This window comes from Patescibacteria group bacterium (genome assembly GCA_038065315.1).
Classification (GTDB): domain Bacteria; phylum Patescibacteriota; class Minisyncoccia; order Phycocordibacterales; family JBBTRF01; genus JBBTRF01.
In genome coordinates this window covers 332298-353786 of the sequence record JBBTRF010000001.1, presented here as the reverse complement: position 1 = coordinate 353786, position 21489 = coordinate 332298, and the positions used below count along the sequence as shown (strand labels likewise).

Sequence of the window (21489 nt, the reverse complement as noted above, 5' to 3'; positions counted from 1 at the left end):
CGCCCCATGGTGAAGCGCTTGCTCAGTTTCTTTCATCGGGAGGTAAGCGGTCTCCATGAGGCCGCTTACCTTTTGGCGTTCTTCGCTTTCCTAGCGCAGCTGCTAGCGCTGCTGCGCGACAGACTCTTCGCCTATTTCTTCGGTGCAGGAAATGTGATCGATGTGTACTATGCGGCTTTCCGTATTCCGGATTTCATCTTTGTGTCGATTGCCACCACGGTCTCGATCTCGGTACTCGTACCATTCTTCATTGAGAAGATGGAAAGGAACAAAGAAGAGGGCAGGGCCTTCATCGATCACACATTTTCGGTATTCTTCTTTGCGATCGTGGTGGTATCGATCATTGCATTTTTCTTGATGCCATGGCTTACGCCTATCGTATTACCGGGTTTTGCGAATGATCCGGCGTTGCCACAGCTTGTCACTCTGTCGAGAATTCTCCTACTCTCGCCGCTGCTTCTCGGCTTCTCAAACTTTCTTGCGAGCATCACGCAGATCCATAATCGCTTTTTCCTTTATGCCCTCAGTCCGGTGTTGTATAACCTCGGAATTGTATTCGGCATCATCGTACTGTATCCGACAATGGGACTGTATGGTCTCGGTTGGGGGGTGATTATCGGTGCTGCACTACATCTCTGTATCCAGATTCCATATATTGTGAGTCAGAAATTATTCCCACGTGTGCTGCTAAGTATCGATTTCAAGGCGATCCGTCAGGTGGTGCTCACCTCACTACCGCGGACGCTTACGCTCTCATCAAATCAGATTGCTCTCTTCTTTCTGACAGCGTCAGCTTCGCTCATGGCTTCCGGTTCTATTGCGATTTTTAATTTCTCAAATAACCTGCAGTCGGTGCCGCTCAGTATTATCGGCGTGAGCTACGCTTCGGCAGCATTTCCGACACTGTCACGGCTCTTTTCCACCGGCGACATGAAGCGCTTTGTCGAGCAGATGGTGGCTTCCACAAAGCACATCATCTTCTGGTCTATGCCGGTGATGGTGCTGTTTATCGTGTTGCGCGCCCAAATAGTGCGAACCGTGCTTGGTACTGGCCATTTCGACTGGAGCGACACCCGCCTCACTGCGGCAGCGTTGGCGATCTTCACTCTGTCGATCATTCCGCAGAGTCTCATCACCCTCTTTGTTCGCGCTTTCTATTCTGGCGGCAAGACACTGAAGCCTTTGCTGATCAACCTATTCTCCTCAGGCCTCATTGTGGTGTTTGCCTTTGGCTTGGTTTGGGCCTTCGAACACTGGAGTGCGTTCCGTCTATTTTTTGAGACTTTGTTCAAGGTTGAGGGTCTCACCGGAACTTCGGTATTGATGCTGGCACTGGCGTATTCGCTCGGCGTGTTTGTGAACACGATTGCTCACTGGCAGGCTTTTCATAAAGAGTTTTCGGAGTTCTCTCGACCTGTGTTTCGCACGCTATTTCAGACCTTTTCGGCTTCGGTACTGATGGGTTTTGTGACCTATCGATGTCTTGGTATTTTTGATCACGTATTTCGCGTTGATACCGTTTTCGGCATTTTTATGCAGGGTTTTTGTTCGGGAATCATTGGTATCATCTTCTGTTTGTTGGTGTTGAAGGCGTTGAAAAGCGAGGAGTTGGAGCAGGTGTGGAGGACGCTGCATACAAAGATCTGGAAGGCAGATGTCTTGGTTCCTGAGCCGGAACAGCTATAATACAGGGATGATCGTCGTTGATGTTGAGACAACTGGGGTGGACCCGAACAAGCATTCGTTAGTGTCTATTGGTGCGGTGGATTTTTATCATCCGACGAATCAGTTTTATGCCGAATGCCGAGCTTGGGAGGGCGCGCATGTGGCCGAGGAGGCTCTGGCGGTGAATGGGTACACTCGGGAACAGGTTGTCGATCCGAAGAAGAAAAGTGAGAAGGAGATCGTGATTGAATTTTTGCAATGGGCGATGCAGTGTCCGGAGCGGACGATTGCGGGACAGATCCCATCTTTTGACGAGGGGTTTTTGCGCGCCGCGGCGGCGCGCTCGGGGGTGAATTGGCCACTTGCAAGGCGGACGATCGATATGCACACCGTCTGCTATTTTCACGCGTTGCGACGGGGGATCAAGCCGCCGACTTTGAACGGCCATTCTGCCTTGAATTCAGATACGATTGCCGAGTACTGTGGTGTGCCGGCAGAAGTGAAGCCGCACGTTGCAATCAACGGTGCTCGTATCGAAGCCGAAATGTTTGCTCGATTCTTTTATGATGAACCGCTGCTCGATGAGTGGAAAAAGTATCCGGTGCCGTGGGTGAAGAAAAATTGATCAAAAATTCATAAAGATTTTAGTGTTTCTTTATCTTTTTCGCATTGCAATGTATTTTGCCGGCCGATAGAATTGATAGGTGGAAAAAGATGCGATACAAAATGTCGTCGAACACAAAATTTACATCATTCGCGGCCAGCGGGTGATGGTGGACTTTGATTTGGCTGAAATATACGGCATACCCACTAAAAGTTTGAACTTGGCAGTGCGCCGAAATATTCAAAGGTTTCCAGAGGATTTTATGTTTCAATTAACAAAGGACGAGAGCCAATCTTTGAGGTTTCAAATTGAAACCTCAAAGATTGGTCGTGGAGGAAGCCGTTATCTACCCTACGTCTTCACCGAACACGGCGTGGCCATGCTCTCTGCGGTGCTGAAAAGCCAGCGAGCGGTACAGATGAGTATCTTCATTGTCCGAGCTTTTATCAAAATGCGGGAAGTACTGGCCACGCACACTGATTTGGCCCACAAGATCGAAGAAATTGAGAGAAAACAGAAAGAGCATGGTGATCAGCTTTCGAGTGTGTATTCTGTAGTGAAGCGGTTGATCAATCCGCCGGAGGGGCCGAAAAAGAAGATTGGGTTTGAGGTTGATGGTTTGGTTTGACGGCCCCGCGCAGTGTTTTTGAATAGGTGCGGATTTCTCATACTTTTCTCATACTTTCGTATGAAAAATCCGCAGGTACTATTTTCTGCTGCGAGACACCCCTCCTGCTTCGCCAAAAACTAGCCTTTTCGCCCGTTTTTGCTAGTATGATTGAGCTTATGGCCACCCCTCTCCAGCGGATCCGCAATTTCAGCATTATCGCGCACATCGACCACGGCAAGTCGACGTTGGCTGACCGCATGCTCGAAATCACCCACACCATCGAGGCCCGCAAAATGCGCGACCAGGTACTCGACAGTATGGAGCTCGAAAAGGAGCGCGGTATCACGATCAAGATGCAGCCGGTGCGTATGGAATACACCTATCAGGCGCCAAAAGGTGCCGGCGGCACTTTGGATGCGCATATTATTGGGGAGGTGGAAACGCCGGCGGATACCCGTCCGGAAACCTATATTTTGAACCTTATCGACACCCCCGGCCACGTGGACTTCTATTACGAGGTATCCCGCGCCCTAAAGGCCGTGGAAGGCTCAATTTTGCTCGTAGATGCCACTCAGGGGGTACAGGCCCAGACATTGACCACCCTTGGTATGGCACGTGAATCTGGGCTCAAAATCATCCCTGTGGTGAGCAAGGTGGATTCGCCATTGGCGCGGGTTCCAGAGGTGAAAACTGAGCTCGCCAAGCTCTTGGGGTGCAGCGAAAGCGAGGTGCTCGAATGTTCCGGTCGCACTGGCGAAGGCGTCGAGAATTTGCTCCAAGAAGTGATCAAGCGCGTGCCACCGCCAAAGGAAGAATTCCCAGCTGGAAAAATGCCAGACGGCAGCGGGCAAGTGGGCAAGGAGAGCTTCCGTGCGCTCATTTTTGATTTTCAATACTCGACGCACCGCGGAGTCATTGTGTATGTGCGCGTGACCGACGGATCGATTTCGAAGAACAGCCAACTGCTCTTCAATGCGGCCGACCAGAAATTCTTCGCGCTCGAGGTGGGCGTGTTCCAGCCGGGAGAGCTCGAAAAAGAGTCCATTGGCGCTGGAGAGATCGGCTACATCGTCACCGGTATCAAGCAACCAGGTATCGCTTCGGTGGGAGACACCATCACCCTGCAAAAGCATCCACTGCCAGCACTCGCAGGATATATGTCGCCGAAGCCGGTGGTGTGGGCATCGATCTATCCGGAAAGCCAGGATGAATTCGTCACCCTGCGCCAAGGTCTCGAGCGACTTCGACTTTCCGATTCTTCATATACCTTTGAAGAAGAAGCCTCCGGCACGTTGGGGCGCGGTTTTCGCTGCGGCTTCCTTGGCATGTTGCATTTGGAAATCATCACCGAGCGGTTGCGCCGCGAATTTCAGTTGCAGTTGGTCGTGACCATGCCAAGTATCACCTATGAGGTCACCGACAAGCAGGGTATGACCAAGATGTACTATTCGCCGTCGCTGTTTCCAGACTACGGCTTCATCGAAAAGATTCGCGAGCCGTGGGTGACGATGAATCTCATCAGTCCGTCCGAATATGTCGGCCCGGTGATGCAGCTTTTGTATGATCATGAGGCCAATGTCCTCGCGACGCACTCTTTTGGCGACAATCGCAACTCTATCGATGTGGAAATGCCGCTCCGAGAGCTGATGCGCAACTTTTTCGACGAGGTGAAGAGCGTGTCTTCAGGCTTTGCGTCAATGTCATACACGATTGGGGAATTGCGCGATGCTGATGTGGCGCGCTTGGACCTTTTGGTGGCAGGGGAGATTGTGCCGGCGTTCACGCGGGTGGTTGCTAAACGAAGAGTGGAAATAGAAGCGGAGAAAGCTGTAGAAAAGTTGCATGCCGCTTTGCCTCGCCAGCAATTTGCCACCAAAATCCAGGGCCAGGCGCTCGGCCGCATTATCTCTTCGAAAACGATCTCCGCTTTCCGCAAGGATGTGACGGGGCATCTGTACGGCGGCGACGTGAGCCGAAAGAACAAGCTGCTCGACCAACAGAAAGAGGGCAAAAAGCGCATGAAGGAGCGTGGCGAGGGGAGTGGCGTGACTATTCCGCAGGATGTGTTTATCAAGATGATGAAGACGGGGGATTAGTCTTGTCTGGCGTCTTGAAGTGGCAAAAATGAACGTTTTGTACTAGGATAAAGGAGTCCGCGGCTCTTTGTTTTCACATTCAACCCTCAACCCACATTCACTATGTCTCGTGCTTCTGCGGTATTTCGCAGCGTGACTTCGGAAAAGGAAGATCGCGCCTCTATCTGGTTCTGGCCGCTTCTCACCGCCGCCTTTCTTGTCTTCGCCGCCGCGAAGCTATTCCTCGGCTTCATTGGCCTCTTCCGCAAGTCGCCAAAGCGAGCGCCGTGAACCTTCCGATCCAGCGCCGGCGTCGTGTGTCAGAAACGAAAAACAGGGACCCTCGAGGTACCTGTTTTCTTTTTGCTGACCTATCTGATTGTTATGGCAAAAGCGACGGGATATAGAGCAGAATCATGCTCACGATAATGAGTGCGCAGAGAATGCCCCACACGATGCCGACTTTTTTCTTGTGTTTTGGATCGAATAGCATGGTATTTTTTGATATACTGCATCATATCATATGAGGGAATTTAGGCAAAAACGACAGTTTCGGGAAATGGTGTATTCGCGGCCGACTTTGCTTGTGTTGCTGATGGTTCTTTTTCTCACTGCCCGCGCCGCCTACAACGTGTACGGAAAAGAATCCGAGAGCCGCGACCGAGCGGCGCGGGCACAGACCGAATTGCAAAACCTCCAGCAGCGCAAAGTCGAGGTTGCTAAAGCGATCGAAGAGCTCAACACCAAGGAAGGCATGGAGCGCGAGATCCGCAATAGCTTTCGGGTGGCCAAACCCGGCGAACATTTGGTAGTATTGGTGGACCCGCCAAAGACGGAGGTGGACGTTCCTGAGGACAGCCTCGCTTCCGGCTTGTGGAAGAAGATCAAGGGATTGTTCGGGGCGGAGTAGTGTAGACGCGGCGTGCGCGACAAAAATGCGGGTATGGTTTAGTGGTAGAATGCGACCTTCCCAAGGTTGAGACCTGAGTTCGATTCTCAGTACCCGCACCAACGACAAACGCCCCGAAAGGGGCTTTGTTTGTGCGGGTAAGCAAGTGCCTTGAGGCACTTGCGTCTGAGAATCGAAAGGGTTCTCCCATATTTTCGAGGAGTTCTGCTCCGAGAAAATGGGAAACCCGTACTGGTCCTGTAAGGACCGATTCATCGAGTGTGTTTGAAAGATTTGTTAATCGATGGAATAATCTAATTGTTATGTACTGGTTTTTACTACTCTGCGTGCTAATTTCCCTGGCGGTATATTTTAGAGAATCGCTGCGAACACTAGTTCGTGCGCTGATACTGTCTCTGTTCAGGTTTCAGTTAAGAAGGTATGTAAAAAAAGCCGAGATCTTTAGGTTGCGCCGTGAAAAAGAGTTTAACCGAAATCAGTTAAAAGATGAAATTGAAGGTTATGTGGATGTTGCAGATGAGTGCTTATTGGAGGGAATGTACTGCATTATTCATTATTCAAAGAGTGACGAAGATTTAGCGCTCGATCAAAAATATAAGACTCCGCTCAGTTGGAGTGGACCATTTGTTAAGGGTGTAGGTGGCAGGATGAGGGGCTTTGTTTTTAGGGTATATCCACATGGTAGTGATCACGATAGACACTTCCATGTCATTGATAGGGAGCAAGGAATAGATGCAAGATTTTCATTTCCAGAAATTAAATTACAGAGTAATAAGAATATTAGAAATTTGATAGGTAAGGGGCAGGTAAAAATGGTCAAAGAATACTTAAAGGATCAGGGTAATTTTGAGCGTCTAGGAAGAGAGTTTGTAAAGATGGGCTATAGTATCTAAGATTTCTTGTGAGGGACTTTGCACATTTCCACCTCCTCTTGCTATACTTACCCTCACCAACTAACCACGTACCAGCATGAAAAACGTCACCATCTACTCAACCCCAACCTGTCATTACTGCAACCTCGCGAAAGATTTCATGAAGTCGAAGGGCATCTCGTACACCGAGCACAATGTTGCCAGCGATCTCGCGAGGCGCAAGGAGATGGTGGAGAAGAGCGGTCAGATGGGTGTGCCAGTGATCGATATCGACGGCAGCATCATGGTGGGCTTCGACAAGCCGGCTTTCGCTGCGGCTCTTGGGGTGAAATAGGCCTCGTGATATAGTGGCCATGCGCCTCCGTAGTTCAATGGATCAGAACGAGTCCGTCCTAAGGATTTGATGTCGGTTCGATTCCGGCCGGGGGCACCAGAAACTCAATAATGCCGCACGGGTTGTCGTATATATCTAATAGATATATGATATATAAATGAATACGCAAGTAATATTCAGTATCGACAAGATACTCAATGATATCAAGAAAGGTAAAAATCTTTCTCCCCGTTTTGCCACTGCTAAAGAGGCCATCGCCTATCTCAAAGACTAAACCTCATCGAAATTTCAGAAACTCTTTCGGTGCCCAAGTGTTTATGTTAAAAACGCCCTCTACGACCGCGCATTTTGCCCGTTTTTCGCATTTCTGCTATACTCTTTGGCATGAGTCCGGAGGATCGAAAATTGCTTGAAAAAACATACGATCTCGCCAAAGAGAATCACGAAATGCTGACCTCGATCCGTCGGTCTCAGCTCATTGGCCGATTTGCCAAGGTCGCGTACTGGGTGATCATCATTGGCCTCGGCGGCGTCGCTTTGCAGGCTCTCCGGCCGTACTACGAGGGTTTGCAGGATGTCGCTGGCACCGTGAAGGATATTGGTGGCGGTGCGACATCGAATTACGCCGGCCTCATCAAGCAGCTCACGAATTAATCATTAGTGCGAGGGCGCACAACATGCTTGGGTAGCTCAGTTGGTAGAGCATTCCCCTGAAGAGGGAAGGGTCACCAGTTCAAATCTGGTCCCAAGCACCGCAGCGAAAAAGCAACAGAAAAAAGCGCGACCCGATGGTCGCGCTTTTTTCTGTTGTTTAGTACCCCGACTTCACCTTCAGCTTCGTCTGGCGAGATTTATCGATCTTTGGCAGGCGGATCGTGAGTAGTCCGAGCTTCTCGCCGGCCTCGGCACCCTCCACGTCAATCTCCTGCGGCAAAAGAATGGTTCGAGAAAAAGAACCCCAGTACAATTCGCGGAAAAAGTAGTCATCCTCGGCGATCTCGCGGCTCGCTTCGCGCTTGCCCTTGATCGTCACCATGTCGCGAGTAATGGAAATGTCCAAATCATCCACTTTCGTACCTGGGATGAGCGTTTTGATGAAAATATCGGTAGGGGTCTGGTACACATCCACCGGCAACTGTCCTTCAGCGCCTTCCTCTGACCACTCTTCGCGCTTGGCCGCATCGCTTCGCGACTCAGACGCATGGGCGCCGGCCTTTCGAGGCGTTGGCTCGAGGTCGTCCTCGACGTGTACTGCGCCGGTGAGCTTCTCAAAAAATGATCGCTTTTCTTTTGCCATTGGATGTAAATAATTGATGATTATTGCCTATTCTGTCGGCTCGACACGCTTCACCTTTTCAAAAAAGAGCGCCAAGACGATGACCGAGACCCAGACCCCGAAGAAAATTCCGAAAGTGCTCATTCCGGTAGCATTCATTATAAGGAGATTGAAGGTCGAATGCAACGCCGTGGCGATGAGAATTCCGGCCACCAGGTGGAGCAGCTTGCTCGCACGACTTTTGTAGAAAGCCAAACCGAGGCTAATACCCACAGCAGAGGAGCAGACAAGGTGTACGAGGGTGGCGCCGACGAAGCGGAGGTTGGAAGTGATGAGGCCTGTGTATAAGTCTCCGACCATGGCCGGGTTGATGATGAAGAGGACATTTTCCAGTGCCGCAAAGCCGAGGGCGGCAGTGAGCATAAACATCACCGGGTCGATCGGCTCGTTGTTGACCTTTTTGGTCATGGCTGTGTAGTACCCGGCGAGGAATTTCAGTGTTTCTTCAATGAGTGCCCAGAGAATGACTACTGTCACGGCGTTGGCCACCGCTCCCTTCACAAAGCCTTGCAGTGGGATCACGAAGGGCACAGCGATCATGCCGCCGATGAAAGCAGTAAGGATGAGTCGGCGCGGTTCAGGATGCACATCTTCTTTCAGCCACAGTTTTAGCCAAATGAGCGGGGGAATGATGCCCGCAAGCAAGGTCAAAAAGAGATTGAGCGGCGGCAGATGCATGCCGCAATTATAGCACTCGTCGTCGCACCGCCTTTGTGGACTGCGCGGCGGCTACGCCGTCGGCCACTTTTCCACCATCAAGAGTTCCTGCTCGCCTGTGGCCTTTGGCAGCAAGGACCAGATCTCTTCGGTCACGAATGGGATGAAGGGGTGCATCGTCTTCAGGATAGCGCGATGGGTATGAAGCAAAAACTGCGCACGAGAAGTTTTGTCTGCAGGTGTTGCGGTGGTCGGAGCGGCACTAGGAGCGGCTGATCCGAGAATCGTCTTGCTGTCTTCGAGGATGACATCGGCGAAGCGGTGCCAGATGTAGTGGTACAGCTTTTCGGCGACGAGGTAGAATTTGTTGTCGTCCATTTCTTTCGTGATCTCGGCGACAAGGGCGTCTCTTTCCGCCGTGAGCGCTTTTTCAGCTTCAGACCAGGCAGAAAAGACGGGGTCGTAGGCAAAGGCGGTCGTCGCGCCCTGACCGGAAGTGCTCTCGAGTACGAAGCGGCTAATATTCCAGAGCTTGTTGGCAAAGTTTTTGTACCCGCGGATCTTGTCTTCGGAGAGAGCGAGGTTGGTGCCAGGCGTATTTCCGACAATCAGACCGATGCGCAGCGCGTCGGTGCCGTACTTGGCGATGAGGTCGGTTGGATTGGTGACATTGCCTTTACTCTTGCTCATCTTCTTGCCTTGAGCGTCATTTACGAGGCCGTGGAGGTATACGGTGTGGAATGGTGCCTTGCCGGTAAGGTAGAGGCCGAAGATCACCATGCGTGGGATCCATTTGAAGATCAGGTCCGAACCGGTCTCCATGACGTCGGTGGGGTAGAAAGACTTCCAATCAGCGCCCTTTGAATAGCCGAGCGAAAGCAGTGGCCACTGGCCCGAGGAGAACCAGGTGTCGAAGGTGTCGGTGTCGATGCGGAGTGGGGTTGCTGTCTTGCAGCTAGGGCAAGTAGTGAGCTTGTGCTCGAGGTCAGGTGCAGCAAAACCACAAGCGTCGCAGATCTTTGCAGGAATTGGAATGCCCCAGACAATCTGTCGGGAAATGTTCCAATCGAGGGTGTTGTTCATCCAGTAGAGGAAGATTTTGCGGTAGTTGTCTGGCTGGAAGACTACTTCACCAGCTTCCACAGCTTTGATCGCCTTCTCCGCGAGCGGCTGCATCTTCACGAACCATTGTGGGAGGATCTGCGGCTCAATCGCGGTCTCGCATTTGTAGCAGACAGGGACATTGTGTACGTATTTTTCGTCCACTTTCACGAGCAAGCCTTTGGCCCTGAGCTTCTCGACGATTTTTGGTCGAGCTTCGGCGATCTTCAGGCCCGAAAATTCGCCAGCGATAGGGAGGAGCTTGCCTCGCATGTCGATAACCTGTTCGCGGTCGAGCTTGTGTCGCTCGGCAATGCCAAAGTCCACCGCATCATGCCATGGGGTGATGGTCATCACGCCGGTACCGAACTCCATGTCGATCGCTTCGTCCTTGATGACGGTCGCAGTGATCGGGCCGTTGATCCATTCGAGGTCGATCTTCTGCCCTTGCTTGTATTCGGCGTAGCGCTTGTCCTCTGGGTGCATCACCACGTATTTGTCGCCGAATTTTGTCTCTGGTCGAGCGGTGCCGATAGTGAATGGGCCGTATTTGAAATAGTAAAATGGGTCGGTTTTTTCCTTGCTCTCGGTCTCCACGTCGGAAAGGGAGGTGGCGTGCTTGGAGCACCAATTCACAATGCGCGAGCCGCGGTACACGAGGCCGTCGTCATACATTTTCTGGAACGTGCGATGCGTTTCGGCCACGACGTCAGGATCGAGGGTGAATTTCTCGCGAGACCAATCGCAAGAAGCTCCGAGCGCGCGCACTTGAGCTTCCATGTTGCCTTTGTTTTCAAGGGTGAAGGCGAGAATCTCTTTGTAGAGGTCCTGAGGATCCATTTTGAAGCGAGAGCGTCCTTCTTTCTCGAGCTTCTTCTCGTACACGATCTGCGTCTCGAAGCCGGCATGGTCGGCGCCTGGCACCCAGAGGGTCTTGAAGCCCTGCATGCGTTTGTAGCGGATCATGATGTCCTCAAGGGCGATGGCGAGAGCGTGGCCGACGTGGAGATTGCCGTTGGCGTTTGGCGGCGGCATCACGATAGTGAAGGGCTTGGTGAAGCGTGGCACAGATCCTCCCGTTGGCATTTTGGCGCCCAACGCGGCAAGCGTGTCGGGATTAAAAAAACCGCTCTCTTGCCAGCGTGTATAGATATTCGCCTCGGTATCCTGTGGAGAATACGGCTTCAGGAACTTATCATTCATGTCGCTGTATCATAGCAAAAAGGCCCTAGAGCGACAAATTGCCCTTCACGACAGGCGCTCGCTGGCCGCTCGTGCCTTTCAGTGTGGCTGCCACGGCGATCATGACTGCGTTGTCGGTTGCAAGTGCGTTGGTTGGGAGGAAAAGGGGGATGGAATAGTGTTTGGCGAGCGTTCCAAAGGCTTCACGGAGCACCGTGTTCGCAATGACGCCGCCGCCGATGATGAGAGACTGGATATTGTGTTGCTCAATAGCTCGCGAGGTCTTTTTGGTCAACACTTCGGCGATGGCTTGCTCGGTTTCGTACGCGATTTCGGCTTTGTCGGTGTTGGTGAGGGGGTGAGTTTTTTCAATTTCTTTGGTGAGATAGAGCGCGGCGGTCTTCAGGCCGGAAAAAGAGAAATCAAGGTCCTTGGAATGGATCATTGGGCGCGGCAGGGTGTATTGGCTCGAGGTGACCGTCTTAGCAAGAGTGCTGATCTGCGGGCCGCCCGGATAAGGCAGACCGAGGATGCGCGCGACTTTGTCGAAGGCTTCGCCCACTGCGTCGTCGCGCGTCTTGCCGATGATTTCATATGAGCTGAGCGCCTGGATCAGTACGAGCTCGGTGTGGCCGCCGCTGATCAAGAGCGCCAGCGCTGGCAGCGGCGGCTTGGCGAGCTCCGCAAGACCACCGTGCGACTGGGTAGTGAGAAGGGAGGCCACAACATGACCTTCCATATGATTGATCGGGATGATCGGCACATTCCAAAGTAGTGCAAGCGCTTTTGCAAAGCCGACGCCAACCCAGAGTGCTGGCTCGAGGCCTGGGCCTTCAGTGACAGCGATGGCGTCGATGGCAGGTCGGGTGGTGTTGGATGCGGCACTGTCGGATGTCGCGGCACCAGAGGCACATCGGCGTTCAATAAATGCCTCAAAAAGCGCGAGTAATTCGGCTTCACGGGCGAGAATGACGCGAATCTCTGCGAGGATCGCTTCGCTCGGACCGGTCCACGCCACCTGCGGCAGTGCCGGATCATTCAACAGGATCTTTTCTAGGAGTGGCACAAGGTTGCGTCCGTGTTCACGCTTGGCGAGGACCGGAAAAACTCCGCCGTATGGTCGATGTACATCGATCTGCGAGATCAATTCATGTCCGAGCACCTGCACGTTGCGACCTTGTGTGCGGACGAGGCTGAGTGCGGTCTCGTCGCAGCTCGTCTCGATGCCGAGAATGATGCGTGGTGCTTTGATCGACCCAAGAAAATCGAGGATCATCTGCCGATGACCTTCGAGAAATTCGCCACTCTCGCGGATCTCCGTTTCGCTCATAAAAATGCCATATTGACCTTCGCCGATCTTCACTTGCTTTGCAAAATCCGGCGTCACTGGCAGGGCGTATTCGTGTGCGCGGACTTTGCCGATTGAGTCGGCGTAATCAAAGGTGCCGATCGGCGCCACTGCCGCGCGGTACTCGGGCTTGTCGAGGTCAATGCTCAGCTCCTCAAGAATCTCGCGATGTAGGCCCTGTTCGGGTGTTTCACCAGCTTCGATACCACCGCCAAACAAGCCAAAAACATTTGGATTGCGCTTGGCGTCTGTCGAGCGACGCTGGACGAAGACACTGTATTCATTTTTCGAGGTCGACAAAAAATACGGGATCAATCCTGCGGCATGCTTATGCGTATCTGCGGTCATGTGTGGGCGGTACAGGGCTCGAACCTGTTACCTCGTCGACGTCAACGACGCGCTCTACCAAGTGAGCTAACCGCCCAACGATTTGCTTGCACGCTATCTCGCTAAGATATACTAATTTTCGTTGTATGGCAATATTTCCACACCGCACCAAACATACCCCTTTATACTGCGGATAAGTGGGGAAGCCAATGGTGCGTTTGTCAAAATGTGGGGAGGTGAAGTTTTTGATCGGTATCCCAAGTGACTTCGACCAGTATTTCTTCATTTTTTCTCCGTCTTGGTCTGCTCGCAGGTGGAGTTCACATCGCAGTTTCTTCGCAGGTATTTCATAGACATTTCGCAGCATTGATACAAAAAATTGTAATATGAGTGGGTTACTATTCCCGATACCCGTGCTCGTAGTTTTGAAGCCCTCTCCTAAATAGAGGAAGGCGAGTAGTGTCTCAAGTACGTTCTTGTCAGTAAGGTCGATCCTTTCCAGGACATCGACGGCTGATTTTTTCGCCGCATCTATTCGGATTTGTTTCTGGGTATTATGCCAACGCACTGCTCCTATGCGCCCTTTTCTCAAGCCTTTTCGCCACTTTTTCTGAAGGCGCTCCTCATTTGAGGGACTTAATGAAACTTCTTTGCACCAACCGCTCAGTGTGGAGCGGGGTACGCCAAATTTCTCTTCTAATTCACGAAAAGATAACCCCTTCTTTCGAGATTGCAGCACTGCAGCTTTTTTGTCGTACCACTTAGAAATCATGTATAAATTATACTATCAATGGTTCATGTGTCTAGTTTTCTCCACCTTGTTTCCGTGGCAGATTTCTAGTTCGCGTGCTACTATTTTGCTATATTTAGCGCAATTTAGACTATCTTTAGAACATCTTCATGCTGAAAAACCACTCGCCTTGGATCCATCAGCTCAAGCGCACCCGACCGGCGGTGGCGTTGGATAAAGATGCGGAAACCGATGTGGTGGTGGTCGGTGGCGGTATCGCGGGTATTGCCACGGCGTATTTCCTGCTCAAGGAAACGAACAAGCGGGTACTCCTGCTCGAAGCCGACAAGATCGCGCATGGTGCGAGCGGCCACAACGCCGGCCAAATCACCTCATATTTCGAGCGGCCCATCCACGACATCGCAAAAGAATTTGGCCTTACGATGGCGATCGCCGGGCAACGCGCTGTGGAGTCGGCCTGGACCCTCATCGACCAAATGATGGCAGATGCGGGCCTGAAGACGCCGCTGTACCGCTTCACTGGCTATGCAGGGTGTACCGGTTGGGATGACCTAGAGACAGTATTGAAGAACAATGCGTGCCGACTCAAGGGCGGCCTGCCGATCGAGTCGATTCTCGTGGCGAAGGAGTTTGACCACCTGAATGACATCCCAAAAATGTACCGCGACCTGTATAGCGTCGCTCCGCAATCAGACATTTTAGGCCTGCTCGAGACCAATAATCCCGACTACATCGCGTCTTTTTCATACCAAAAGGGTTGCACGAACAGTGCGCTCTTGTGCGAGGAATTGCTGGCGTATCTCGCGAGTGCATTCAAAGACCGCTTTTCGTTTTTCGAGCAGAGTCCGGTGAAGACGGTGATCCTCCGCGATATCGGCGGCGTGGTGAAGGTGGGGGATTTCACCATCCTCTGCGAGCGCATTGTGCTGTGTACCAATGGCTTTACCCATTTCACGATCCAGAATCTGTGCGGCAGCGAGGTTGACACCAGCTTTCATCATTCGGTGCATGGCCGTATCGGCTACATGGCCGGCTATGTCGAACCGCTCGACAATCCGCCCACCGCGATTAGCTATTTTTTGAAGGAAAACGATATTTCCGGCGACCCGACCGGCGACGCATATTTCTATCTCACACGCCGTCCGCACGAACACGAGGAAAAGAAGAATATTCCGCACAACCTGATCTGCACCGGCGGTCCGGAAAAGGTGTTGCCGAATATGGCGGTCTATTCACGCGATGACGAGCTCTCTGAAGAGTATCGTGAGAAGATCGACATGTTTTTGCGGCAAAATTATCGAAAATACCCAGGCGAGCCTACCGAATACGCGTTCTCTTGGCACGGCCTGATGGGGTACACGCCCAATGGTATCCGTCGTGTCGGTGCCGAACCGTGCAACCCCGTACTCCTCTACAACCTCGGCTGTAACGGCGTCGGTATCCTGCCCTCTATCTACGGCGGCAAGCGCATCGCACAGATCGTACGGGGCGATACGCTAGAGCCGTCGATTTTTGATCCGAGGGGGAAGTAGTCTTTTTTATCGGATGATTCGGTATCCGGCTTCGTCGACAAGTACGGCTTCGTCGTCGGTCAGTTCAATTACAGGGTTATCCACTTTATTTCTAAACTCATCAACTTCACTTCTTTGGTGTGATTTGAAATGTGGGAATACGGATACGTTCGTAAGTGCAAGTCCTGCCAGGTCTTTTAATGCAATCTCATTTTTATCTCCCTCGCTACCATGGCCAGCAATCAAAATATCAGGCCCGGCGATGATACTGCCAGCACTTACTCCAAGATAGATACTCTTGCCACTTTTGACTGAGTCCGTAATAAACTTGTCGATGCCGGTTGCGCGCATTTGATCTAAGATGGCAAAGGTGTTGCCACCGCAGACATAGATCAGGTCATATTCGCATGTTTCCTCAAAAGTGCTTTCTTTTAGGTTAAAAAAGGAGATGCTGGACAGACCGAGATCGATCAATTCTTTTTTTGATTCTTTCACGTAGAATTGCTCGTTGTTGTTTTGTGCGTACGCTACCAATAATACGGAGCACTCGTTCGGTTTTTTCTGCAGCATCGAAACAAGAAGATTAGATATCTTCTTGTTGCTCAGTCCAGCTGATGTAAGTAGAAGTTTCATGTTGGTGTCAGACATTCTTTGCGGTGTTTGTTGGAAAAAGTTAAAGCTTCTTTTGGTTATATTTAAATATTTTTTAGTAAAATATTTCTTTCCAATTCCACCCTCTCGTCTCTTAATATAAAACCATTTTCATCTCTCACTGGCATATTTATCCACAAATTAGCAATTCTTGCTGACCACATTTTTTGAACACTTCCTGCTGAGTAATGATCTGAAGTAATTTTTTGTTCTCCCTCCTTTGCCCTAGAAGCGTTCGTAATCTCCAGTCCAATTTCCAATTCTTTTCCATCAAGTATGTGACCACCTTCATATTTCATAAAGACTCCACCCACTTCCATCCTATCAAATAGAACCCCAAATAACTGACCTGTTCTTAATATATTCTGAGAATGTAACGCTTCGGCATTTGAACCCCAATATATATTTTCAAGTTTGTCATCAAAGAAAAATCTTACAGGACTATTGTGAGGTGAACCGTCGGCATTTGTGGTGGCAAGTGAAACATGCTTACTTGTATAAATTAATTCTTTTGCTCTATTTATTTTTAGTTCCGGGATTTTCATGCTCATGGCGGAGAGGGAGGGATTTGAACCCTCGAGACCCTTTCAGGCCTGCCGCTTTTCGAGAGCGGTGATTTCAACCGCTCACCCACCTCTCCAAAGGCGTTATGCTGACGGTCTATTGCGGTCTCTCAGGATACCACTTTTTGCCAATTTTTCAAAAAATGCTATGATAAAACCCGCTATTGAGACGGCTCAATGGTGAGCAATTTTGGCAAAAAAGCCTAATTTGCGGCCCTATCGTCTAATGGTTAGGACAGGTGCTTTTCAAGCACTAAACCGGAGTTCGACTCTCCGTAGGGTCACCTTCAGCAATTCAGTCGACTTTTAAAACAGGATTGGTTACTATATAAGAGTATTTCTAGCGAGAAGCACTGCACAAGGTTTTGTCCTTGCGTGGTGCTTTTCTCTCATATCTCTGAGATACACTCAAAACTTAATGTTTAAAAAATTTGATATAATCCTTAACGCTCACTCATACCCTTCACCACATGCACTTGCCCACCAAAGGTTTCTACCGCCACTACAAGCACGACCCACAGGGGCCGCCTCACAACTACACCTACGAAGTGATCGGTATTGGCCGCAACACTGAAGAGGGGACGCTCACGGTGCTGTATCGGCCTCTGTACGAGAGCGCGTGGATGCCGCCGGCCAACTATCAGTCACGACCATTGGAGATGTTCATGGGTACAGTCACGAAGGATGGGAAGACCTTCTCGCGTTTTACTCGTATCACAGATCCGGAGTTGGTTGCGGAGCTTGAGGTGGTTCGCGCACAGAAATTTGGGAAATAGACGCCAATGACGGTGCAGTCGCGACAATAAAAACACCCTTATGCACGGGGCAGAAGGGCGTCACGCTGGAGCAGGACATTAACAGACGTTCGTGCGCTCGGGGAGGTGGAGGACGGGGGAGTCCCCTGAATCGAGCTTTGTAAGGCGTCTGAACCTAGAAGGTGTCCCACTCCAGCTCCAAGAATGTACAGGAAAGGGTGATTCCTGTCAAATTACTTCGCGTGCAAGTATCCGTAGATATCCTCCAGAGCCTTTACGGCGTCGCCGGCTGCAATGTTGTTTTGATGATAGAGGCCGTCGGTGCAGTCGCCAGCTGCCCAAATGCCGTCGGTCGATGAACGCTGGGTGCGCGGATCCACGACAATATTTCCGTATTCATTGAGCTTCGCCACATCTTTCACAAAAAAGGTCGTCGGCAGAGATCCGATCTCCACAAAAATGCCCGACACCGTGAGATTCGCAAGTACCCCGGTCTTCCCATCTTTGTATATGAGTCCTGACACAAACTTCTCGCCGGTCACCTCGGTGGGTACGGCACCCGTCACGATTTTCATTTTTGGATTTGCGCGCAGTTTGTCCACGGTCACCGGGTCGGCACGGAAAGTCTCGCTGCGGTTCAACAGAGTGACACTCTTGCAATAGGCCAATAGCTGGGCTGCTGATTCAAATGCCGCATTGCCGCCGCCAATCACCACCACGTCCTGGTCGGCAAAGAGCGGGCCGTCGCAGGTGGCGCAGTAGGTGAGGCCTTTGTGTTCGAAGACATCCGCACCTTTCACGCCCTCGAGTTTGCGTCGGTGGCTGCCGGTGGTCACGAGCACGGTCTTGGTCAAAAATTCGCCTGCGTCGGTCGCGACAGCGAAGCCTTCTGGGTGCTTTGCAACATTCTTCACACCAACGCCTTCTTTGATATCCACAATATTCCCCGCATACGCTCGCAGATGCGCTTCTAGGTTCTTCGACAGATCGGTGCCGGAGATCTTCACGGTGCCAATCCAATTTTCGACACCCTCCGAAACCGAGCTCTGGCCCAAGAAATCCTTGGTGATGAACACTGTCTTCAAACGCTTGCGCGACGCGTACACTCCCGCCGCCACTCCCGCCGGTCCACCGCCCAAAATCGCTAAGTCGTATATCATAGTTGGAACATTATACTACAAAGAAAAATCAAAAGGTATTTTTGAGACAATCGAACTATGTAAGAGACAGGAGAAAAGGCATTTAAAGGGAACTGCGGAGGCCGACGGGCCGAGCCGGAGCGAAAAGTCAGTAGACTTTTACGCGTGTCCCTTTAAATGCCTTTTCTCCTGTCTCCTACTTTACTTCTTCGATCGTCTCAAAAACGCCGGCACCGCGCCCCAATCATCATCCCCATCATCAGCAATACTGGTCGCGCCCACCATTGGCTTCTTGTCTTCAGGAGCTTTGCTGTTGCTGATCGCTTCTTTCACCACACTGGCAACATCACGCACTTCTGCCTCCTTCTCCTTTGGCTTGCTAACAGCCGGGGTGCTGCTCATGGTATTGAAAATCTTGCCCTTTGATTCATCGCCAAACAAGCTCTTCTTTGGAGTGCCGCCTGGTTCTGGGAAACCGGATGCAATAACAGTGATCTTGATCTCGTTCTTCTTGAGCTTTTCGTCTCGCACAGTACCGAAGATAACCTTCGCATTTGGATCGATAGATTCGGTGATGATCTTCGCCGCATCCTGAATCTCGAACATCGTGAGGTCGTCGCCGCCGGCGATAGAGAAGAGTACGCCCTTCGCGCCGTGAATCGAAAGATCGAGAAGAGGGGAGTTGATTGCCATTTTTGCTGCTTCCTCTGCACGCTTCTCGCCGCTCGCGGTACCGATACCCATGAGGGCTGAACCGGCATTGTCGAGGATAGCTCGAACATCGGCAAAGTCGACGTTGATGATACCTGGAGTAGTAATCAAATCTGAAATACCTTCCACCGCCTGCTTCAAAATCTCATCGGACATTGCAAACGCCTGTCGCGCCGTGGTGTCCTTGCTTGCAATGCTCAAGATTCGATCATTTGGGATAACAACAAGTGCGTCGACAGACTTTTTGAGCTCATCGAGACCCTGCTCCGCGTGCTTCATACGCTGCTGTCCTTCGAAGAAGAACGGCTTGGTGACCACGCCGATAGTAAGGATGCCCATTTCCTTGGCAATCTTCGCCACCACTGGCGCTGCCCCGGTACCGGTACCGCCTCCCTTGCCACAAGCGATGAAGACCATGTCTGAACCCTTGAGTGCCTCCTGGATCTCTTCTTTGGTTTCTTCCGCCGCACGCTTGCCGAGCTCTGGGTTCATGCCAGTGCCGAGGCCGCGAGTGAGGTTCTTGCCGATATGAATCTTCTTCTTCGCGAGAGAGTTCTGGAGGTCCTGAGCATCGGTGTTTACCGCGATAAATTCAACCCCGCGCACCTTGGAATTGACCATGTGGTTCACTGCGTTTTTGCCGGAACCTCCGACACCAATCACTTTGATCCGTGCGAAAGCCTCTACTTCTGGATTAATTTGGGCCATAAATAAGCGTTAGCTAAAGGGAATATGCGCTTATGATAGCAGAAAGGCTTGGAAAAAGGAAAGCCTTGACGTCCAGAGGGAAATAGTCTGTGCTTTTAGGGCCAAAACTGCTTGAGCCAGTTTTTGAAGAGATTTTTGGTTTGGCTGTGAGGCTCGGTGATGTCCTCGCCATTGGTGAAGCCCAAAATACAAAGACCGTACGCGACGGCCCAGGTAGCATCCTTGATCGGCACGCGCAAATGTGAGGTGAAATTGAAGGAGGCAATTTTCGAAGGGAGTCGCAGGCTGGCACGAGCGAAATCTTGGAGGCGGTCGAGGCCGGAACCGCCGCCGGAGATAATAATGCCGGCCGGAAGCAAGCCGTTGCGCCCAATCTTTTTCAAATGCGCTTCGATAAGTTCAAAAATATCTGAAAGTCGCGCTTCGACGATCTCGTCGAGCTTCTTCTTCGAGTGCGGCAGGTTTTGCGTGTTGCCGAGCTTGATATCTTCTGCTTCTTCAAGCGGTATTTTCAAACCAAGCGCAATGTCGTTGGTGATATCGGTGGAGCCAATAGGGAAGACTTCGATAGAGGTTGGGATATTGTTCTCATAGACGATCAGGGACACGGTCTCGGCGCCGATGTTGGCGAGTACACAGCCGGCGGTCTTCTGGATGCGGTTCAGTGTCACGAGGCTGGCAGCGATGGGTGCGGCGACAATATCTTCGATCTGGATTTCCGCTTCGTTTACAGCAGCGATGGTGTCTTGGAAATGGCGTTCGAGTGCGGTCACGAACATCGTGGTCACTTCGAGGCGGTTGCCCTTGAAGCCGACTGGTCGCCCCATCACTACTTCGCCATCCACTTTGTATTCGGTCGGGATGACATGAATAATATGCCGATTGGCCATGAAATTTTTTGGCAACGCGCTCTCGCTGGTCTGAATCACCTTCTTCACATCGAGCTCGGTGATCTCGGAGTCGGCACGTGAGATGATCGTCGTGCCTTTGGCGTACACGCTGTTGAGACCCATACCGCCGATACTCACGTATGCTTTGCGGATCTTGAAACCGCCGGCGGACTTTTCTGCTTGTTGTACCGCGAGGCGAATGCTACGGGTGACCTCGGCGGCATTGATGATATGGCCGTGACGCATGCCCTTCGACTCGGCAAAACCGACGCCCAGGATGCGCGGAACATTCCGGTCTTTTTCAAGGACAGATTCAGAGACAGCTACTTTGACTTGGTAGGTGCCGATATCGATGCCGACTTTGATGTTGCGAGCCATGGGTGGGAGATGCCAAATGCCTTGCAGTACTTGGCTTCTTCGCTCTCCATTGTACTCCCATGATCGAATCCGTTCAAATGGAGCAAACCGTGGATAAATAGGTAACCGGTGTAATTTTCGTAGGTTTGGCCGAATTCGCGAGCCTTCTTTTTTGTGCAATCGAGATTGAGATAGATCTCGCCGTTTTGTTCGTCGAGTGGAAAGGACAAAATATCGGTCGGACTATTCTTTTCGCGGTGTATGAGGTTGAGCTCCTGAATTTTTTTCTCGCTTACGATCGCCACGCTCAATTCATACTGCTCGCCGAGGATGGCGTTCTTCATTTGCACAAAAGGCCACTCGGGAAGAGTAGCCTTTGTGGAATTGATGAGTGAAAATGTCTCGCTCACGGGTGAGTGGGTCCGCCAAGGG

General features: G+C 51.3%; 21 protein-coding genes and 6 tRNA genes. 15 read left to right on the top strand and 12 right to left on the bottom strand.

Annotation, left to right across the window (positions count from 1 at the left end; translation table 11 throughout):
- Positions 1-6 precede the first annotated feature (6 nt).
- From AAB391_01880 to AAB391_01825, 12 genes are all read left to right on the top strand, one after another.
- Positions 7-1686: a lipid II flippase MurJ gene (locus AAB391_01880; protein MEK7645049.1), complete on the top strand. Its 1680-nt coding sequence runs from the start codon at positions 7-9 to the stop codon at positions 1684-1686.
- A gap of 7 nt (positions 1687-1693) precedes the next feature.
- The gene (locus AAB391_01875) at positions 1694-2290 is read left to right on the top strand and encodes a 3'-5' exonuclease (GenBank protein MEK7645048.1); all 597 of its coding nucleotides are present in this window, start codon (positions 1694-1696) and stop codon (positions 2288-2290) included.
- Positions 2291-2369: 79 nt separating this feature from the next.
- Positions 2370-2897 (top strand): ORF6N domain-containing protein, encoded by a 528-nt coding sequence (locus AAB391_01870; GenBank protein ID MEK7645047.1) that lies wholly within the window; start codon positions 2370-2372, stop codon positions 2895-2897.
- 158 nt (positions 2898-3055) lie between these two features.
- Positions 3056-4975, top strand: coding sequence for a translation elongation factor 4 (gene lepA / locus AAB391_01865; protein MEK7645046.1), 1920 nt, complete (start codon positions 3056-3058; stop codon positions 4973-4975).
- Positions 4976-5077: 102 nt separating this feature from the next.
- The gene (locus tag AAB391_01860; protein ID MEK7645045.1) at positions 5078-5245 is read left to right on the top strand and encodes a hypothetical protein; all 168 of its coding nucleotides are present in this window, start codon (positions 5078-5080) and stop codon (positions 5243-5245) included.
- A gap of 232 nt (positions 5246-5477) precedes the next feature.
- Positions 5478-5864, top strand: coding sequence for a septum formation initiator family protein (locus tag AAB391_01855; protein ID MEK7645044.1), 387 nt, complete (start codon positions 5478-5480; stop codon positions 5862-5864).
- A 27-nt stretch (positions 5865-5891) separates the two neighbouring features.
- Positions 5892-5965 (top strand) — tRNA-Gly (locus tag AAB391_01850).
- Between the two features lie 201 nt (positions 5966-6166).
- A complete protein-coding gene (locus AAB391_01845) occupies positions 6167-6757 on the top strand; it encodes a hypothetical protein (GenBank protein ID MEK7645043.1) in 591 nt (196 codons plus the stop codon).
- A gap of 76 nt (positions 6758-6833) precedes the next feature.
- Positions 6834-7070: a glutaredoxin domain-containing protein gene (locus AAB391_01840; GenBank protein ID MEK7645042.1), complete on the top strand. Its 237-nt coding sequence runs from the start codon at positions 6834-6836 to the stop codon at positions 7068-7070.
- 23 nt (positions 7071-7093) lie between these two features.
- Positions 7094-7169 (top strand) — tRNA-Arg (locus AAB391_01835).
- A 285-nt stretch (positions 7170-7454) separates the two neighbouring features.
- The gene (locus AAB391_01830) at positions 7455-7724 is read left to right on the top strand and encodes a hypothetical protein (GenBank protein ID MEK7645041.1); all 270 of its coding nucleotides are present in this window, start codon (positions 7455-7457) and stop codon (positions 7722-7724) included.
- A 25-nt stretch (positions 7725-7749) separates the two neighbouring features.
- Positions 7750-7822: transfer RNA gene (locus tag AAB391_01825), tRNA-Phe, on the top strand.
- A gap of 59 nt (positions 7823-7881) precedes the next feature.
- Here the strand turns inward: AAB391_01825 and AAB391_01820 are convergent.
- The 5 genes from AAB391_01820 to AAB391_01800 form a co-directional block, all read right to left on the bottom strand.
- On the bottom strand, positions 7882-8367 hold the full coding sequence (locus AAB391_01820) for an Hsp20/alpha crystallin family protein (GenBank protein MEK7645040.1): 486 nt from the start codon (positions 8365-8367) through the stop codon (positions 7882-7884).
- 27 nt (positions 8368-8394) lie between these two features.
- Positions 8395-9084 (bottom strand): PrsW family glutamic-type intramembrane protease, encoded by a 690-nt coding sequence (locus AAB391_01815; GenBank protein MEK7645039.1) that lies wholly within the window; start codon positions 9082-9084, stop codon positions 8395-8397.
- A 51-nt stretch (positions 9085-9135) separates the two neighbouring features.
- The gene (locus tag AAB391_01810; GenBank protein MEK7645038.1) at positions 9136-11367 is read right to left on the bottom strand and encodes a valine--tRNA ligase; all 2232 of its coding nucleotides are present in this window, start codon (positions 11365-11367) and stop codon (positions 9136-9138) included.
- Between the two features lie 25 nt (positions 11368-11392).
- A complete protein-coding gene (tsaD, locus tag AAB391_01805; protein MEK7645037.1) occupies positions 11393-13042 on the bottom strand; it encodes a tRNA (adenosine(37)-N6)-threonylcarbamoyltransferase complex transferase subunit TsaD in 1650 nt (549 codons plus the stop codon).
- A gap of 3 nt (positions 13043-13045) precedes the next feature.
- Positions 13046-13118: transfer RNA gene (locus AAB391_01800), tRNA-Val, on the bottom strand.
- Between the two features lie 803 nt (positions 13119-13921).
- Between AAB391_01800 and AAB391_01795 the strand changes: the two genes are divergently transcribed.
- On the top strand, positions 13922-15304 hold the full coding sequence (locus AAB391_01795) for an FAD-binding oxidoreductase (protein ID MEK7645036.1): 1383 nt from the start codon (positions 13922-13924) through the stop codon (positions 15302-15304).
- 6 nt (positions 15305-15310) lie between these two features.
- Here the strand turns inward: AAB391_01795 and AAB391_01790 are convergent, their stop codons facing one another.
- The 3 genes from AAB391_01790 to AAB391_01780 all read right to left on the bottom strand — a co-directional run bounded on the left by AAB391_01790 (position 15311) and on the right by AAB391_01780 (position 16574).
- Positions 15311-15916, bottom strand: a complete 606-nt coding sequence (locus AAB391_01790; GenBank protein MEK7645035.1) for a Type 1 glutamine amidotransferase-like domain-containing protein — start codon at positions 15914-15916, stop codon at positions 15311-15313.
- Between the two features lie 62 nt (positions 15917-15978).
- Positions 15979-16479 carry a pyridoxamine 5'-phosphate oxidase family protein gene (locus AAB391_01785; GenBank protein MEK7645034.1) on the bottom strand — a complete coding sequence of 167 codons (501 nt, stop codon included), beginning with the start codon at positions 16477-16479 and terminating at the stop codon, positions 15979-15981.
- 5 nt (positions 16480-16484) lie between these two features.
- A tRNA-Ser gene (locus AAB391_01780) sits at positions 16485-16574 on the bottom strand.
- A 135-nt stretch (positions 16575-16709) separates the two neighbouring features.
- On the opposite strand from AAB391_01780, the gene AAB391_01775 reads away from it, so the two are divergent.
- Positions 16710-16781, top strand: a tRNA-Glu gene (locus tag AAB391_01775).
- 186 nt (positions 16782-16967) lie between these two features.
- Positions 16968-17273 carry a DUF1653 domain-containing protein gene (locus AAB391_01770; GenBank protein MEK7645033.1) on the top strand — a complete coding sequence of 102 codons (306 nt, stop codon included), beginning with the start codon at positions 16968-16970 and terminating at the stop codon, positions 17271-17273.
- Between the two features lie 212 nt (positions 17274-17485).
- Here AAB391_01770 and AAB391_01765 read toward each other — a convergent pair whose 3' ends face one another.
- From AAB391_01765 to ybeY, 4 genes are all read right to left on the bottom strand, one after another.
- Positions 17486-18412 (bottom strand): FAD-dependent oxidoreductase, encoded by a 927-nt coding sequence (locus AAB391_01765; GenBank protein MEK7645032.1) that lies wholly within the window; start codon positions 18410-18412, stop codon positions 17486-17488.
- A 180-nt stretch (positions 18413-18592) separates the two neighbouring features.
- Positions 18593-19810: a cell division protein FtsZ gene (gene ftsZ / locus AAB391_01760; protein MEK7645031.1), complete on the bottom strand. Its 1218-nt coding sequence runs from the start codon at positions 19808-19810 to the stop codon at positions 18593-18595.
- 95 nt (positions 19811-19905) lie between these two features.
- The gene (ftsA, locus tag AAB391_01755; GenBank protein ID MEK7645030.1) at positions 19906-21078 is read right to left on the bottom strand and encodes a cell division protein FtsA; all 1173 of its coding nucleotides are present in this window, start codon (positions 21076-21078) and stop codon (positions 19906-19908) included.
- A complete protein-coding gene (ybeY, locus tag AAB391_01750; GenBank protein MEK7645029.1) occupies positions 21024-21467 on the bottom strand; it encodes an rRNA maturation RNase YbeY in 444 nt (147 codons plus the stop codon). Before ybeY ends, ftsA begins: the two co-directional genes overlap by 55 nt.
- Positions 21468-21489: the final 22 nt, after the last annotated feature.